16 protein-coding genes are annotated in these 16,284 nt (G+C 52.1%); 8 read left to right on the top strand and 8 right to left on the bottom strand.

Annotated elements, in window-relative coordinates; all coding sequences use genetic code 11:
- The first annotated feature begins 212 nt into the window (after positions 1-212).
- Together FD30_RS11670 and FD30_RS04460 are read left to right on the top strand one after the other, a co-directional pair.
- Complete coding sequence (locus tag FD30_RS11670; RefSeq protein ID WP_162832743.1) at positions 213-374, top strand: hypothetical protein; 162 nt, start codon at positions 213-215, stop codon at positions 372-374.
- A 218-nt stretch (positions 375-592) separates the two neighbouring features.
- Positions 593-1,420, top strand: a complete 828-nt coding sequence (locus FD30_RS04460) for an N-acyl homoserine lactonase family protein (protein WP_056944063.1) — start codon at positions 593-595, stop codon at positions 1,418-1,420.
- Here FD30_RS04460 and FD30_RS04465 read toward each other — a convergent pair.
- Positions 1,409-1,948: a TetR/AcrR family transcriptional regulator gene (locus FD30_RS04465; RefSeq protein ID WP_056944064.1), complete on the bottom strand. Its 540-nt coding sequence runs from the start codon at positions 1,946-1,948 to the stop codon at positions 1,409-1,411. The two genes, FD30_RS04460 and FD30_RS04465, sit on opposite strands and share 12 nt — an antisense overlap.
- A gap of 154 nt (positions 1,949-2,102) precedes the next feature.
- Here FD30_RS04465 and FD30_RS04470 point away from each other — a divergent pair, with 154 nt between their 5' ends.
- Entirely contained in the window at positions 2,103-2,711 is a 609-nt protein-coding gene (locus FD30_RS04470; RefSeq protein WP_056944065.1) for a sugar O-acetyltransferase, read from the top strand.
- 107 nt (positions 2,712-2,818) lie between these two features.
- Here FD30_RS04470 and FD30_RS04475 read toward each other — a convergent pair whose 3' ends face one another.
- A complete protein-coding gene (locus FD30_RS04475) occupies positions 2,819-3,274 on the bottom strand; it encodes a GNAT family N-acetyltransferase (protein WP_056944066.1) in 456 nt (151 codons plus the stop codon).
- 265 nt (positions 3,275-3,539) lie between these two features.
- On the opposite strand from FD30_RS04475, the gene FD30_RS04480 reads away from it, so the two are divergent.
- Complete coding sequence (locus FD30_RS04480) at positions 3,540-4,034, top strand: hypothetical protein (protein WP_235803255.1); 495 nt, start codon at positions 3,540-3,542, stop codon at positions 4,032-4,034.
- Positions 4,035-4,142: 108 nt separating this feature from the next.
- Here FD30_RS04480 and FD30_RS04485 read toward each other — a convergent pair whose 3' ends face one another.
- Positions 4,143-5,246 carry a family 20 glycosylhydrolase gene (locus FD30_RS04485; protein WP_056944068.1) on the bottom strand — a complete coding sequence of 368 codons (1,104 nt, stop codon included), beginning with the start codon at positions 5,244-5,246 and terminating at the stop codon, positions 4,143-4,145.
- 295 nt (positions 5,247-5,541) lie between these two features.
- On the opposite strand from FD30_RS04485, the gene FD30_RS04490 reads away from it, so the two are divergent.
- From FD30_RS04490 to FD30_RS04500, 3 genes are all read left to right on the top strand, one after another.
- On the top strand, positions 5,542-6,243 hold the full coding sequence (locus FD30_RS04490; protein WP_024748142.1) for an ABC transporter ATP-binding protein: 702 nt from the start codon (positions 5,542-5,544) through the stop codon (positions 6,241-6,243).
- 9 nt (positions 6,244-6,252) lie between these two features.
- Positions 6,253-8,829 (top strand): ABC transporter permease, encoded by a 2,577-nt coding sequence (locus tag FD30_RS04495; protein WP_082604802.1) that lies wholly within the window; start codon positions 6,253-6,255, stop codon positions 8,827-8,829.
- Positions 8,830-8,904: 75 nt separating this feature from the next.
- Positions 8,905-9,882 (top strand): aldo/keto reductase, encoded by a 978-nt coding sequence (locus FD30_RS04500; RefSeq protein ID WP_186810767.1) that lies wholly within the window; start codon positions 8,905-8,907, stop codon positions 9,880-9,882.
- A gap of 663 nt (positions 9,883-10,545) precedes the next feature.
- On the opposite strand, the gene FD30_RS04510 is transcribed toward FD30_RS04500, so the two are convergent.
- The 4 genes from FD30_RS04510 to FD30_RS04525 all read right to left on the bottom strand — a co-directional run bounded on the left by FD30_RS04510 (position 10,546) and on the right by FD30_RS04525 (position 13,681).
- Positions 10,546-11,343 carry a hypothetical protein gene (locus FD30_RS04510; protein ID WP_056944072.1) on the bottom strand — a complete coding sequence of 266 codons (798 nt, stop codon included), beginning with the start codon at positions 11,341-11,343 and terminating at the stop codon, positions 10,546-10,548.
- Between the two features lie 381 nt (positions 11,344-11,724).
- Complete coding sequence (map, locus tag FD30_RS04515; RefSeq protein ID WP_024748060.1) at positions 11,725-12,519, bottom strand: type I methionyl aminopeptidase; 795 nt, start codon at positions 12,517-12,519, stop codon at positions 11,725-11,727.
- A 103-nt stretch (positions 12,520-12,622) separates the two neighbouring features.
- Positions 12,623-13,240 carry a zinc ribbon domain-containing protein gene (locus tag FD30_RS04520; RefSeq protein ID WP_056944073.1) on the bottom strand — a complete coding sequence of 206 codons (618 nt, stop codon included), beginning with the start codon at positions 13,238-13,240 and terminating at the stop codon, positions 12,623-12,625.
- 12 nt (positions 13,241-13,252) lie between these two features.
- Positions 13,253-13,681 carry a DUF4190 domain-containing protein gene (locus FD30_RS04525; RefSeq protein WP_056944074.1) on the bottom strand — a complete coding sequence of 143 codons (429 nt, stop codon included), beginning with the start codon at positions 13,679-13,681 and terminating at the stop codon, positions 13,253-13,255.
- A 177-nt stretch (positions 13,682-13,858) separates the two neighbouring features.
- Between FD30_RS04525 and FD30_RS04530 the strand changes: the two genes are divergently transcribed.
- The gene (locus FD30_RS04530; protein ID WP_056944075.1) at positions 13,859-14,704 is read left to right on the top strand and encodes an oxidoreductase; all 846 of its coding nucleotides are present in this window, start codon (positions 13,859-13,861) and stop codon (positions 14,702-14,704) included.
- 91 nt (positions 14,705-14,795) lie between these two features.
- Here FD30_RS04530 and FD30_RS04535 read toward each other — a convergent pair whose 3' ends face one another.
- Positions 14,796-16,013, bottom strand: coding sequence for an MFS transporter (locus FD30_RS04535; RefSeq protein ID WP_056944076.1), 1,218 nt, complete (start codon positions 16,011-16,013; stop codon positions 14,796-14,798).
- Between the last annotated feature and the right edge of the window lie 271 nt (positions 16,014-16,284).

Below are 16,284 nucleotides of genomic sequence, written 5' to 3' on the forward strand. Positions count from 1 at the left end.
TCTTCTGGGAACAGATGAGGTTCTAATAAGTGTTCGGATAATTCTTGCAATCTCCCTTTAGCAAAGCATTAACCCTGCGAAACTTTTGGAATCAGGGTATTCTGGGGACAGATAGGCCAAGGATTCCTGCCATGCACCACGCCAGCGGGAATGCCGAGTTCTCACCGACCCTGAAGACAATGTACCTGTGGCTTTAGTTGAGGAGGATGGATATGCAGACGTTTGAGATTGGTGACCAAGTCAAGCTCCCACGGCCCTACCAAGGGGTCGTGGGGACCGTGATCTACTACGATGGCCCCACGGAACGCTTCTTAGTCCGCATTGGGGTGGAGCAGCAGTTGTATTTTAGTGCCGAACAGTTGACGTTAGCTTAAACTAAAGGCCCATCACCGCTTAACGGGTGATGGGCCTTTTTTAGTCCATAAATTTGTCGCGAGTTTAGACGAGAACCAATTTGGGGTGGTCTGTCCCTTACGAGACGGTCGAGCGGGAATCTGTCTCATAAGGGACAAATTGGCAAAATTTGGGGCTGGAAGCTGGTTCGAATAGTCCCTATTCTAGAGACATTCTATAACATTAGCGAGGTTTTTCTATGACAGCTCAAATTAAGATTCACGTGTTGCATACTGGATTGGTCAAAGTCGACCGGGCGTTACCTTTTCACGGCCTATATCGGAATCCATTAGCTTTTACGGGGTTATTTCGTTCCGAACGTAATCAAGTGACGTTACCCGTTTCCAGTTACTTGATTGAGCATCCTCAAGGGTTGGTCCTGATTGATACGGGCTGGAACAAGATGGTTCGTAAAAGTAATTGGCGGGAATTGGGGCCACAAGTTCAAATCAATACCGGATACCTCCCCGCGGGGTGGGCCGTTGATGAGCGGTTAGCGGCGTTAGGGTATCGTCCCGAGGATTTAGACTTGGTTCTATTGAGTCACTTACATTGTGATCATGTCAGTGGTCTGAAGCACGTCAAGAACGCGAAGAAAATCTTAGTTTCGCAACCAGAATGGCGAGTGGCTAACCGCTTGCCAATGGTTTATCTGCCCCATGAATGGCGAGGCGTCAACGTTCAGACTTACGACTATGCTAAAAACGGGGTGGGTCCCTTTGGGGAAAGCTACGATGTTTTTGGTGACGGCAGCCTTTTACAAGTGCACACGCCCGGCCACGCGACGGGGATGTCGGCCACATTGGTTCGGGGACGGGATGGCCGCTATGTATTGTTGGCCGCCGACACCGGATATTCTAATGATTCGTGGGAGAAGATGCTGACGCCAGGAATCTGCACCAGTCGTAAGGACGCGATTACGTCACTAGGCTGGGTACGAGAAATGGCGCATCACCCGAATTGTATCCAAGCATTAGCTAACCACGATCCACAGACGGATCAGCAAATTCTAACATTACCCGTTTAGGACGTTTTTGGTCATCTGATTCATGAAGGTCGCAATTTGGTCTTCATGCCCGTGTTTTAAAGCCCAACTGATGGCCATTAGGGCGCTATGAGCATAGAAGTCTAAGATGAATTCACGAGGAACATCGAGACTGATTTGTGGCCAAAGGTGATCGAGATGGTCCTTTAAACTGGCAAGGTAGCGCTGGTTTAAATCTACCGAACTGGTATGCACATCCAAAAGGGTCGTAATGCGGTCGGCGTCTTGAGCTAAACCCTGGTAAAGGTTAATCAGAAGTTGATCTTGTTGAATACCAACCATGCGCGTGGCTAATAGCTGGTCAAATTTAGCGGCCTCCTGAGTCACTAATGCGTCTAGTAACGCATATTTGTCGGGATAGTGGTGATAGAAGGTGCTCCGGCCGACCATTCCCGCCGTGCAGATATCATTGATTGTGATATTGGAAAATGGTTTATGTTGCAACGTTTTGATAAACCCAAGTTGAATATCATTTTGGGTACGGCGTACGCGTAAGTCTTCCTGATTCATGGGGCTAGTCACCTCCAATTCAGTGTTTAAACTTAGTTTAGTCGGAATGACCAGATTTAAAAAGGGAAAAGCAGATTAGGGGCTAATTTCTTTTGCATGGAAGCGCTTAAAGTATGATACGCTAAACGTAACACCTTTAAAGGAGCGGATTACGATGACGTTAACCCTAGACGAAAAGTTTGCTTACATGGCCACGGGACAACCCTACAACGATTTAGATCCTCGCTTGGAGGACCTCCGTGACCAGGCGACCCAAAAGACGGACGCGTTGAACCGGGAACCCCGGATGGCCAAGAAGGCCCAGTTGTTTCAAGCGTTAGTCCAGCACGCGGGAGTCGACCCCATCATCAACCCGAACTTTCGCTGTGAGTTTGGCCGCAACATCTCAGTGGGCGACCACTTCTACGCCAACTACGACTGCGTGATCCTGGATGGAGCGCCCGTGATGATTGGTAACCGGGTGTTGTTTGGCCCTAAGGTTGGCCTGTACACCAGTAACCACCTGTTTGCGGCCAGTGAACGACCGACGGGTGGGTGCATCGCCAAGCCGATTACGGTGGGGGATAATTGCTGGTTGGCTGCTAACGTGAGTGTGACCCCAGGCGTGACCATTGGGGCGAACACGATCATCGGTGCCGGGAGCGTGGTGACCCACGATATTCCCGAAAACGTCATCGCGGCGGGCAATCCCTGCCGGGTCTTGCGGCCCATCACGGATGCTGACCGAACGGGCTTCGACCCCACTAGTTCGCAGTGGCCGTAATGCGGTGAACGAGCGACTAATGCTAAAGAAATAATCTGACAAAAAGCGTCAGGTGACCACTTTGGATGAGAGAAGAAGTGGTCACCTGACGTTGTTTTGTCATTGGTTTAGTCTTGCTGGGTTAAGGGCAACACCATATCCAGGTGTGGAATCCCGGTTTCGAGGTACACGTCACTGACCGGTTGAAAGCCAAAGGTTTCATAGAAGGATTGCAAGTAGGCTTGGGCCTGAATATCAATCTGGGTGGCTTGAGGAAAGTGAGCCTTGGCGGCGGCGATGGCGGTCGTGACTAACTCGCGCCCGGCGCCGTTCCCCCGGGCGGCTTTGGCGACCACGACGCGGCCGATGCGGACGTGGTTCTGTTCGGGAATCAACCGCGCGTAGGCCACTAACTGGCCCTGGTCGTCAGTCCCTAAAAGGTGGGTGGCGGTCAGGTCCGCGTCATCGACTTCTTGGTAGTAACAGGTTTGTTCGACCACGAACACGGCCGTTCGTAAGCGGTAAAGGGCCCAGAGTTCGTGAGTGGTTAGTTCGGGGAATGTTTTGGTTTGATAAGCGACCATTAGAAAAGACTCCTTTTAAATAGTTATTAATACTTTTGTTATTAATAATAGAGCGGGTTTAGTCATACCACGTTGCGTGGTTTAAGGCTGGCCAATCTCATCGTCGGTAGCAGCAACGGTATCCTAAAACCTATGCTAAAACGTGACGCGCACAAATTCAACGCTAATTAAGCTGGTGGCACGACGCAGAAGACATTCTAAGCCAATAAATCATTTAACCGTGGTATAATTTTTATTATGCACGAAGGAAGGTTAGGTGAACAAGATGCAAAAGTGGCAACGAATGAGTCTGCTAGGACTGGTCACCGCGAGTTTCATGGGCTTAGGCGGGGGCGCCGTAACCGCGCAGGCCGCCCAGCACACGGTGGCGACGTTTCCCAAGAGCTTGCGGGGGACTTGGTACACCTATGACAGCCACCAGTATTATCGGACCCGGATTACGGCGAAGACCATCACGGTCAACGGGACCACGGGGCACCTACATCCCGTGAAGGCTGCCGGCACCAACGTCCAATCAGATTGGGTTCAGGCCACCCCCGTGACCTACCGGGGTGAGCACTGGATCAACGTCCGGGGCTGGTTCCAAGCGGCCGGGAGCGGCGACGATTACCGCAAGGTTACGCATACGCTTAAGGGCAAGCGTCACGTTGCCCTCCAGTACGCCAGTGGAGCGGTGTTTAAGACCAGCACTTATGGGTACCATAGCAAGGCGCTGGCGAAGACCTACGCCCACCACTACTATGCGGGCGACCGGCATTAGCGGAACGAAAAATCAATCATCATTAACGAATACCGTCCTTCAGGCGCAGACGCCGGTGAAAGACGGTATTTTTGACGGTTGATTGCATGGGGTTGCTGGTGTTGGCGTCTAAGCGTGCTGGAAGTACGTGGTCAAGAAGGGCTTAGTCTTTTGGAGCACCTGCTTTTGAGAGTAGGTCTTTCGGCCGTCGCCCCAGATGGAGATGGCCGACCCTAGATTACGGGAACTGGTGGCTAAGCTCTGGTGGTTGGTCTTGTCCCAGACTTGGCGCGTCCAGTTCTGCGTCAGGTCGCGTTGCCAATACCGCACGCTTTCGGTGGTAAACGTCTTAGGCCGGGTGATCACGTAGAGGTACCAGAAGTTGGCGTTGATTGTCTGGAAGCCGGCCTGGTTGAGCTGAGGTAGAGTCGGGCGAATCTGCCGGTGTGCCCGAATCGTCTGGGCGTTGTCGGTCTCGCCGTCGTAGCTCCAGTAGGTCACCAGGATGTTGTGGTCGATTCGGGGTAAGTCGGCGCGCATCAAGCCGTCGTTCCACATGGTGGTCCGTAGGTGCTTGCTGCGCAGGTACCGGTTCAACCCGTTGGTGTAGCTGACCGTGGCGGGTTGGTGCGGGGCCGTGGTGGCGCTGTATTCGTCGCCGCCGATGCCGATGTGTTGCCCACGGTATTGCAGGCCGGTGTATTCACTTAACAGGGCCTTCACGAAGGGTAAGGTCTTGGCCGAATGCAGAGTCAGCTCGTTACCGGAAGCGATGGTCTTCGCCAATTGCCGGTTAGCCGCACTTCCCGTTTTCATCAACTTGATCAGGGCCTTGGCGTGACCGGGAGTGTCGATCTCGGGGATGACCTCGACGTGCCGGCGGTGGCCGTAGACAATCAGACTGCGCAGTTGGCGTTTACTCAGGAAAGCCAGCTTGGTCTTGCGGTTATAGTACACGTCGCCTTGTTTACGGGCCGCCTTAACGGTCTGGCCCAGGTGTGCGTTCTCCACGCCGAACCGGGTGTCGTCGGTCAGGTGCAGCTGAAGAAACGTGCCGCCCCCGCGGTGGGTGGTGGTAATCAACTGTTTGATGGATGAGACGGAATAGTATTGCCGTGCGGCGTCTAGGATCAAGCCCTTGGCCGGCCGCTTGATGGCGGATTGGGCGGATTGGGGTGCCCAGATGCCTAGGAGTAACGAAATCACGAGAAGCCCTTTTAAGAATTTAGCCACGGGACCTTCCCCCTAACGATTCAGATTGGTTACTTTAAATATAGAGTTTTGGGGTGGGTTTGGGAACTGCTTTGCTCGATAAATTTTATAATAACCGGTGCTCGGCTTAGGTGGGGGGTTAACCACCGCAGTTTGCGGGGATGTACGTCTGGCGGCGGGCACGCAAACACCGGGCGCAAAACACACAAGAATTGCGTTAAGGGGTGGGGAACATGCTAAAATATACCTATTACTACCCGAATTGACCGTAGGGTAGTCTTGAAAATGTAACCGAATACATAGAGGAGGCTTTAGCGTGGCGTATATTGAAGTGGCCCATGAGACCCGCCAGTTTCAAAACGGCGACCAGACCACGGTCGCGAACCGCGACATTAGCTTTACCGTGGAACGGGGCGCGGTCGTAACGATTCTGGGCCCCAGTGGTGCCGGAAAATCGACATTGTTAAACATTTTAGGGGGGATGGATTCGCCCACCAGCGGGAGCGTCAAGATCGACGGGACCGACATCGCTCACTTTTCACCTAAACAACTCACGACCTACCGGCGGCAAGCGGTCGGCTTCGTCTTTCAATTCTATAACCTGATTCCCAACCTGACGGCGCGGGAGAACGTTGAGCTGGCCTCGCAAATCACCCACGACGCCCGGGACGTGACCGAGACCTTGACACTGGTGGGGCTCAAGGACCGGGCAGCGAACTTTCCCGCCCAATTATCCGGTGGGGAACAGCAACGGGTCGCCATCGCCCGAGCCGTGGCCAAGAACCCCAAGCTCCTGTTGTGTGACGAACCCACGGGGGCCCTGGATTACCAGACGGGTAAGCAGGTCCTCCAGGTGATTCAAGATGCGGCCCGGCAGACGGGGACCACGGTGATCATCGTGACCCATAACAGCGCCATCGCACAGATGGGCGACCAGGTGATTCGGATCAACGACGCCCAGATTCAATCTGTGGTGACTAACGACCACCCTACTCCGGTGGCCGAGATTGAATGGTAGGTGATGGGGATGACCACAGCGTATCTTAAAACGATTTTCCGAGAAATCTGGCGCTCTAAGGCCCGTTTCTTCTCCATTCTCCTGATCATCTTCTTGGGGGTGGCGTTCTACACCGGTATCCGGGCGGCGGGTCCCGACATGTCCCAGGCCGCTACGAGCTACTTTCACCGCCAGCGGCTAGCGACCAATAGCGTCCAGTCCTCGTTGGGGTTGACTCAGGCGGATACGGCCATTTTGAATCAGCACCGCGACCGGTTCCGATACCAGACGGAACGGTATCTCGACGTCAGTCAGCGGAACAATAATCGGGTGGTCCGGGTCGCCGAGTTACCCACTGTCCAGCGGGTCAACCGGTTACGCGTGACGCAGGGACGCCTGCCGCGCCACGCGAACGAGATCGTCCTCGACACCCAGGCGCGGGTCCTCCAGCCTAGCTTGAAGGTGGGGCGGACTTACCGGATCGCCAGTACGGCGGCTGTGAACCGCCAGTTCACCCGGCGGACCTTTAAAATCGTGGGCTTCGTGAATTCGCCGCGCTACCTGGAGAACGTGAGTCGGGGCGTCACCACGGTCGGTAAGGGGACCCTGGACTACCTGGCGTATGTCCGGCCCCAGACCTTAACGGGTAACGTGCCGACGCGCCTGGACGTCCAATTTAAGAACCTCCAGAACGTCCAGCCCTACAGCGCGCGTTATAAACGGTTAAACCGGCAGAATACAGCGGACTTGAAACGCTGGCTCCGGCCACGCGCGCAACAACGCCAACACCAATTGCAGCAACGGGCGACGGCGAAACTGGCGCCCCTCAAGCGCCAAGTGGCCGCCATGCAGGGCCAAGTTCCGGCGAACACCCCGCAACTGGTTCAACTGACCGCGCAGTTGCGCCGGGCGCAGGCCAAGGTCCAAGCGATTCCGCGGGCCACCTACGTCTACACGGACCGGACCGATAATCCAGGTTACACCGAGTATCACGAGAATACCCAGCGAATCGTCGCCTTATCGACGGTCTTTCCACTCTTCTTCATCGCCATCGCGGCGTTGATCTGCCTGACCACCATGACTCGGATGGTCGAGGAGTTGCGCTTGCAGATGGGGACGCTCAAGGGCCTGGGCTACAGCAACGCCGCTGTAGGCAGTGAGTTCATGATTTACGGGGGCTTAGCGGCGTTACTGGGGACCGCGCTGGGCGTGGTCTTCGGCGTGAACTTCTTCCCCCAATTCATCGCCCAAGCCTATGGCAGTATGTATAATCTGCCAGCGATTACCGTGCAGTACCTGTGGGGCGACATTGGCGTGGCTCTAGTCATTGCGTTAGCTTGCACCCTGGGTATCGCGGCCATCGTCTTACGAGTCGACTTGCGAAGCCTGCCCGCCCAGCTATTGCAACCCAAGGCACCTAAGGCGGGAAAGACGCTGCTGTTGGAACGCTGGACGGGCTTCTGGCGGCACCTGAACTTCAACCATAAAATTACCCTGCGAAACCTCTTTCGGTACAAGCAGCGTATGCTGATGACCGTTTTGGGCATCGCAGGGTGCATGGCCATGATGATCACGGGTTTCGGGCTCAAAGACTCGATTGGCGACATCAGTACCAAGCAATTCAACGACCTCTGGCACTACGACGCCATGGTGACCCGGAGTGGCCGGGAAACGGCCGCTCAGCGGAAAGCCTTGCGGCAATCAGCAACGTATCGCCGGAGCCTGACGTTGAGTTCGCAAAAGGCCACGGTCACCCAGAGTGGGGTGGCCGAACAGACCGTGACCTTGGGGGTTCCGCGCACCCCGGACCGGCTGAACCGGTTCGTCACGCTCCGTGACCGGCAGACCCATCAGACCTACCGGGTCACGACCCAGGGAGCCGTGATCGACGAGAAGCTGGCCAAGCTCTACGGTGTGAAGGTGGGCGACCGGCTGACCGTGAAACCGGCGGGACAGACCGCCCGGCGCGTGAAAGTCGCGGCCGTTGCGGAAAATTACGTGAACCACTTTATCTACCTGAGTCCGACCTATTACCGACAGGTCTTCGGCAAGCAACCGACCTACAATAGTAACCTAGTCCAGTTCACCCACGATAGCGAACGGGCGGGCAACGATTATGCGGATGGCTTGTTGCGGCACGCGGGCTTCTTGAACGTCACGCTGATGCGGACGGAACGCCAGACCACCTTCAAGACCTTTGACAGCATGAACCTGGTGGTCCTGATCTTCGTGATCTCCGCGGGGGCCCTGGCGCTGGTGGTGCTCTACAATCTGACCAACATCAACGTGTCCGAGCGAATTCGGGAGTTGTCGACGATCAAGGTCTTGGGCTTCTATGACGGGGAGGTCACCCTGTACATCTTCCGGGAGAACCTGATATTGACGGGGATGGGCATCGTCGTGGGCTGTTTCTTAGGTAATTGGCTGCACACCTATATCCTGCAAACGGCGGAGACCAACGCGCTGATGTTCTCGCCGGGGATCCACTGGCTCAGTTACCTGTATTCGGCAGTCTTGACGGTAGTGTTTAGCTTGCTGGTCATGGGCTTGATGCACCGCAAGTTAAAACGCGTGAACATGCTCGACGCCCTCCAGTCGGTCGATTAACCAGACCCTTGACTGAGAGGTAGGTCGAAGTTCTACACTAAAATTGAAGGAAGTATCTGAAAGGAAGGTATCATGATGAAATATCGTTCATTTGGCAAGACTGGGTATCAGATTAGTGAAGTGTCGTTGGGCACTTGGCAGTTAGGCGGCAAGTGGGGCGCACCGTTTAGTGAACAGGATGCCCGGGACACGTTGGCGGAAGCTTACGACCAGGGCGTTAACTTCTTCGATACCGCCGATGGGTATCAAGACGGTCGCAGTGAACAGGCCGTGGGGCAGTTCTTGAAGCAGCACCCCGACGTGCACTTCACCACCAAGATTGGGCGGAAGGAAGAGCCCCTGTCGGCGGAACATTTTGACGCGCAACACGTGGACCGTTACGTCGACGAATCCCTACAGAACATGGGGGTCGATGCCTTGGATATGGTGTTGTTACACTGCCCACCGACCGACATCTACTACCAACCCGAGACTTTTTTCGAGCTGGATAAGCTCAAGCAGGCGGGGAAGATTCGCCATTACGGGGTCAGTGTGGAAAAGGTCGAACAAGCCATTAAGGCCATGGATTACGATGTCTCGGCCGTCGAAATCATTTTCAACATGTTCCGCTTGCGGCCAGCGAAGTTGTTCTTCGACTTAGCTAAGCGTCAGAATGTGGGGATCTTGGCTCGGGTGCCGTTGGCTAGTGGCCTTCTGACCGGGAAGTTTACGGCCGATACGCAGTTTGCACCGGAAGACCACCGGAACAATAACCGGGACGGTCAGCACTTCGACAAAGGGGAGACCTTCTCCGGTGTGGATTACTTAACGGGTGTCAAGGTCGCCGCAGAGTTGAAGGACCGCTTGGGAACGGATAACCTGGCAGGGACGGCGTTACGGTACATCTTGATGTACGATGCCGTTTCAGCGGTGATTCCGGGAGCCAGCACGCCGAACCAGATTGAACGCAATACCAGTGCGGCTGAATTGCCAGCCTTAACGGATGCGCAGATGGCGGTGGTTCAAGACGTCTATGATCGATACTTGAAGAATCCGGTGGACTACCTCTGGTAAGCCATCAGACGATGACAAACAGCGGCACAATCGTCTCTCCTAGAGAAACGGTCGTGCCGCTGTTTTTTATTGGGTTAGGATTTGATGGAAATTGAGCGTGTGGCGAAAACTTAGATTTTGGTGTATTCAAAAAGGCTTAACGGATTAAACGCCATCGTACATAACATATAACCTATCCAGTGAATATATTATATTTTTTATAAAGTTTATACCATTGACTATATTCCCTTGATATAATATTCTATTAGTGACACGGTAGGAACACCCATTGACGTTGTATCAGCTTGGGGTCAAGGATACTTTAATAAGATGGGATTAGATTTAAGTTGTAGAGCCATTGCTTTCCTTTTTATACCATTTTTTAGGAGGATCTTATGCAGGTGCCGTATTGGTTGTCTATTTTTATTATTTTCGTTCCATTTCTTTTAAGGATGATTATTAAAAGAGAGCTTAGTCCTAAGATGCAACAGCTATTAACTAGTAATTTAATCACATATATATTGGTATTGATGGTCTCTATTTTAATTATAAATTCTCGATTTAAACCTATCTCAATATCAGTTATTTTTTGGGCAATTATTTTTAACCTATTATTCGATTTTATTTTTTACTTAATTAGCAAGGTTAGTCATTAATCGAATTGTCTAAGCCTAAGCAATCTCATTACATCAACTCCGAGTTGGCAATTTCAGTGTACATTTTTCTTCCACCAACTAAGTAGTTACTGTAGTACATACTAGGAACATCATCGTCTGACTGTCCCTCCGTCATGAAGGGTTGGTGCAAGTTAATGACGTCAAGACGGTACTGGACTTTTCCATGTTGTGTCACTTTTTTAAAAGATAATCCTTTAAATTTCTTGTTCAGAAATAATTCGCGGGTGTTGCCATATACTTTAGTTCTTTGAATCTTTACCTGATGGGTCGGTTTGTCTTTGGGTTTGTATTGAGATCCAGACGAGTATTTTCGATATTCGACATAGCCATTGGTACTTATGTGAAAGAGAGTGGTATCACGTCGCTGAGCGTTGGCCAACATTTTTCCTTGAAATAGTAGCCCAGAACTATAAGCAGGCATGTAAGCCGGACGAGAAACACGTTTAAAATTTTGGGGATGGTTTGAAATTTGAGAACTAATAAAATCGTAGGGGCGATTATGCGGTCGGTTTTTGTTGTACAAAGAGTAATTTAAAAGCGGCAAACTGAGCGTGATGGTATGATTGTCTTTGAATCCTTGGAGAATAGTTCCCTTGGGAATCTTAATGAATTGATGGCCACCATCTTCAAATTGAACACGGACTTTAGTTGAGTGAATGGCCTGGTAATATTTGAACTTATAGAGCTTATTGGCGGGTACTTGTTCATTTCCAATTTGGTAGGATTTGGCCTGTGATTGGGTGGAAGATAGAAAAAAAGCGAGTATAGCAATAGTGGGAATGAGTAGGATCTTATTTAACTTCATGAAGATTATTCCTTCCTGGGATATTTTTTCTTATTGTAGCTCGCTCGTTTTATGAATTGGTACCTTACGCAAATTCGGTTGTACGATGTGTGGAATTTGCTTACGTGAATAGTTAAGATTCTGAAAATCATAAAAGATTAAAAGAAAATTTTGTGGGTTACTGATTCTAGCGTTAATGGGTTTAACGTCAAATGACCGCTTCCGTGATTTTACGGAAGCGGTCATTTGAGTAAGACAGATATGGTTTGAATTCAGCAAAAGGGGGATTAGCGCCCCTCATTCATTGCAAAGGAGGCCTTTATGTCAGTCGCTTGCTAGTTGTGATTGGTAGGCGAATCTAAAACAGGCATGGTTAAAATGACTGCTTTAACCAGATGCGTCTTATTTTAAGAGGTACTTGGCGTCAAATTCGGGGTCCTGGGACGTTAAAATCTTAGGGCCATCCTTAGTAATCGCCAGGGTGTGCTCGTATTGGCAAGACAGAGAGCCGTCAGCTGAAACGTAGTATTCCCAGTTGTCCTTATCGATCTTGTCAGCCAGTTCGAAAGTTCCCAAGTTGACCATGGGTTCGATGGTGATGACCATGCCTTCGCGAAGCCGAATCCCGTGACCGGCCTCACCGTAGGCGGGAACGTCTGGTTCTTCGTGCATTTCAGTTCCGATGCCGTGGCCAATTAGGTCGCGGACGTCTCCCATGTGGTGTTGAGTTTCGACGAAGTCCTGGATGGCCGCACCAATGTCGCCAATCCGGTTGCCAATGACGGCTTGGTCGATGCCCAGGTAGAGGGACTTCTTGGTCACGTCCATGAGACGTTTAACGTCATCACTCACGTCTCCCACGGCGTAGGCCCAGCAGGAATCGGCTTGGTAACCGTCAAGGGAGACGGTCATGTCGACCTTGACCAGGTCACCGTTCTTCAACAGGCGTCCCTTTTGGGGTGCCATGTGGGCGACTTCATCGTTGATGCTGATGCAGGTCGCGTAGTGGTAGCCGTCGACGTCCTTTTCGGACGGGATGGCCCCATGATCGGCGCAATATTGCGTAGTGAACTTTTCGATTTCCCAGCTGTCGATACCGGGCTTGATCAGGTCGCGTAACCCGATGTGAATGTTGGCCAATAAGGTACCGGCTTCATTCATCTTTTCAATTTCGCGGGGTGATTTAATGGTAATCAAAGCGATTCCTCCCTAAATGTCTAGTTAAGTTCACTGTACGCTAGTTTGGTGGAATTGACCAGCTTAGGGGGTGTGTTTCACGTGAAACAACGGGTTGGTATCTTTAATGGGGGGCCTTCGAGTCTCCGTATTGGGCGGCTAGGGCCTGAACGTTAGTAGCTTGGTTGGGGTCGGCTAAAGTGTGCCGGACCACGCTTACCATAATCTTCCCTTGGGGGGCGTCGACCAGTAACTTGTCGGTCATCAGGGCGTGTTGCCAGCGAATCGTGGTGATGTCAGCGAAGTTGAAGAAGGAGTTCTTGCCGGAGAGGTGACCAGTGGCTTTAGAGACGCCCAAGAATAAAAGACCATCGGGTTCGAAGGTAACGTAATAGTAACGGTCGAAAAGTAGGCCAATCGCGCGGAACCAGAAATGCCAATGAAAGTCTTGGTAGAAACCGTAGATGTAGCGAACGTTGGGTGTGGTATAGCCGAGGGCGTGGCGGTAAGCCGTGAGGTACTTCCGGGCAGGACCGTTCTGAAATGGCGTGATGTCCACGTTGGGCGTTGCGCTAGTTGTGGTTTCTTGATTAGATTCAGTTCCGACCGTAGTGCTAGGTTGCGCAGAAGTCTGGACGTGCTGGGTAGCCTGGTCGGTCGCGGGTTGTGCCTGACCACAGAAGGGACAAAATGCGTCGTCCGCTTCAATGGCGTGCCCACAGTAAAGACAGTATTTTTGCATCATAATCTCCTCTTAACTGATAAAGGATAACGCGTAAAGAATGTTAAAGACACCGGAAACCAGTCCCACCCACGCGAGAATCTTTTCGGTGTGGGTTAGTTGCTGGTTCAAGGCCAAAATGGAAAAGACGACGGCAATAATGCCGACGATACCCCAAAAGTTTAGCAACCAAGAAATCAAGCCGATGACTAGACCTAATAGGGCCATGCGGTTTAACGGCCGTTTGGTATTGTCATCTGGATTGACATTCGTCTGATGAATATTGGGTTGGCCTTGCGTACTGGTCGTTTGAGCTTGCGTTTGCGTTGCTTGATTGGCCGGTCCCTGATTGGAAGTAGCGGTATCTATATGTAAAGCGGCTCCACAGTTGGGGCAGAACTGGGTTTCACTGGTAATGGGGTGACCACATTTAGGGCAAAAAGCTGGGGTTGAGTTGGTCATGAAAATCGCACTCCTTATAAATTGTTTAATTAACTTCTAGTATTAATAAGTTAGTGCGCCGAAACAAGCTGAAAACGGCGGGGGCTTTTACCGTTGTTCCGGTTATCGAGGGGGAATCGTTGACTTAGAGTCCACTCTAAGCAGTATGCTAAAAGTACTTTATTAGTAGGAGGCAATATCATGACCAAAACTTGGTTGATTACGGGAACTTCGACGGGATTCGGGAAGTCGCTGGCGACCTTTTTAGCACAAAAGGATGACGTTAACTTAGTGGCGACGGCGCGGCACACGGACCAGTTGAGTTACTTGGATCCGTATGATCACGGGCAAATCTTGAAGTTGACGCTGGACGTCACGAATCAGGCTGAAATTGAAGCCGCGGTTAAGGCCACTAACGCAAAATTTAACGGTATCGATGTGTTGATCAACAACGCTGGTCTAGGGTACTTTGGGACCTTCGAGGAAAGCGACCGGGACGCGGTACGGTACATGTTCGACGTCAACGTCTGGGGACTCGTCGACATGACCCGGGCGGTCTTGCCAACCATGCGGGCACAGAAGTCCGGAATCATCGTCAACTTTTCCTCTATCGCGGGTCTGGCTTCCTTTACCACGCTGTCCTTCTATAACGGGAGTAAGTACGCGGTCGAGGGGATCAGCGAATCCTTGGCGCAAGAAGTGGCGGACCAGGGCATCAAGGTCATGCTGATTGAGCCTAGTGGTTTCCGGACGGATTGGGCCGGACGGTCATCGCAGAAGACGCTACCGCAGATCGACGCTTACCGGCAATTTGCGAGTCGCATCGAGGGTAACGCTAAGGAAGCCCATCACGAAGCGGGTGACCCGGATAAGGCTGCGGAAATCATCTACGATCAAGTTACCAACCACGCGGCGGACCTGCCCCTGCGGTTACCGTTAGGCCAATGGGCGACTGATACCGCGATTGAGAAGTACACCCGGACACTGGCTGACTTTAAGGCCTTGCACGACTTGTCGGCATCGGCTGACCGTCCGGAGAAGTAAAGCAACGTGTATCCGCGGAATTAATCAAAAAATCTGGTCCAAGATGATGGTCTTGGACCAGATTTTTCATTTGAATAGGTTAGGGTCGCTCCTAGGCTGTTTTGGGAGTCAGGTGGCGAAGGTTAGGGATTGAGAGCATGGCAACGAGACTAATGAGGTAGAGGCAGGAGAGGAACCCCATGACCATTAGTAGCGTGCCGTGGTCCATTAGAAAGCCGATGATGACGGAGGAAAAGCCGCCGATTAAGCGCCCCACGTTAACGATACAATTGTTGGCTGTCGTCCGAATCTCAGTAGGGTATAAGCGGCTGACCATGGCGCCATAACCACCGTACATCCCGTCGGAAAAGAACCCCAGGGTGGCCCCGGCGACCAGGAGGGTCAGACGATTGGTGGTGAGCAGGATTCCGAATAAGGCAATCGCTGCGGCGATTAAGAAAATTGCGAAGGCCAGGCGCGGTCCGAGCTGGTCTAGGACGTGACCGAAGACTAGCATTCCCAGACTCATGCCGATAATGGTGGCAATCATCCAAAGGGAAGACCCAGACACGGTTAAGCCGAGGCGCTTTTGCATGATGGAAGGTAACCAATTCATTAAGCCGTAGTAGCCGGCAATTTGAACCGTGGTCATCGCCATTAGCGCCCCGGTCTGGTAGGCTAAACGCGGAGTGGCGAAGAGCTGACGAAGTTTACCGGGTTCCCGGTGTGCTTGAGCGGTTAAAAAGGCGTGACTTTCGTGGAGGTGCCGGCGAATAAAGTAGATGAGGGCAACTGGCACTAGGCCGAAGACGAAGAGGGCGTGCCATCCGAGAGTTGGGATGATGACGGCCGCGGCAATGGCGGCAAGAATCGCGCCACACTGACCGCCGATAGCAGCTAGTGAGGAGAACTTACCCAGTGTGTGGGCGGGGAAGCTCTCAGCAATTAAGGTAATTCCCACGCCATATTCACCGCCGGACCCGACACCGGCTAGGAAACGAAAGAGATAGACTAGCGCGAGATTATTGGCCAGGGCCATCGCTGCGGTGGCGAAGGCAAAGATGAAGATGGTGTAGGTAAATACTTTGATTCGGCCGTAATGATCCGCAATCAAGCCGAATCCTAGACCACCGGCTAAGGTTCCTAGGTTACTGATAGCTGAAATCAAGCCGGCCTGCGCACCCGTAATGTGAAGCGTGGTAATAATCGAGGATAACGCAAACGAGACAAACATGACGTCCATGTGTTCCAGCGCAAACCCGGCCGACGTTGAGGCTAATGTCCATTTTTGGGTCGAATTTAAGCTAGAGTGTGACGATATGGTTTCCATCAAAAAGACCTCCAAAAGAAATGCTCACTGGCACTTGTTATTTTGTGTACGCTAACGTACTGCTGACCAGTGTGCACCCTAACGGCGGAGAGGGGGTAGTATCCGCGGAGGGAAAGGGTGGTCAATAACCAAAATTAGGTAAACTGATAAACGACTTAATCCATCGCTAGACGGATAATTTAACCGATTATTGGGGTGGGCTGAGAAGGCGTTTGGTGGTCGGTTACCGTTACCGGTGCGGCGAACGGAGCCGGTAAGTTGATACCGTTAG

The sequence above is a fragment of the Levilactobacillus namurensis DSM 19117 genome (assembly GCF_001434785.1).
GTDB classification, from domain to species: Bacteria; Bacillota; Bacilli; order Lactobacillales; family Lactobacillaceae; genus Levilactobacillus; species Levilactobacillus namurensis.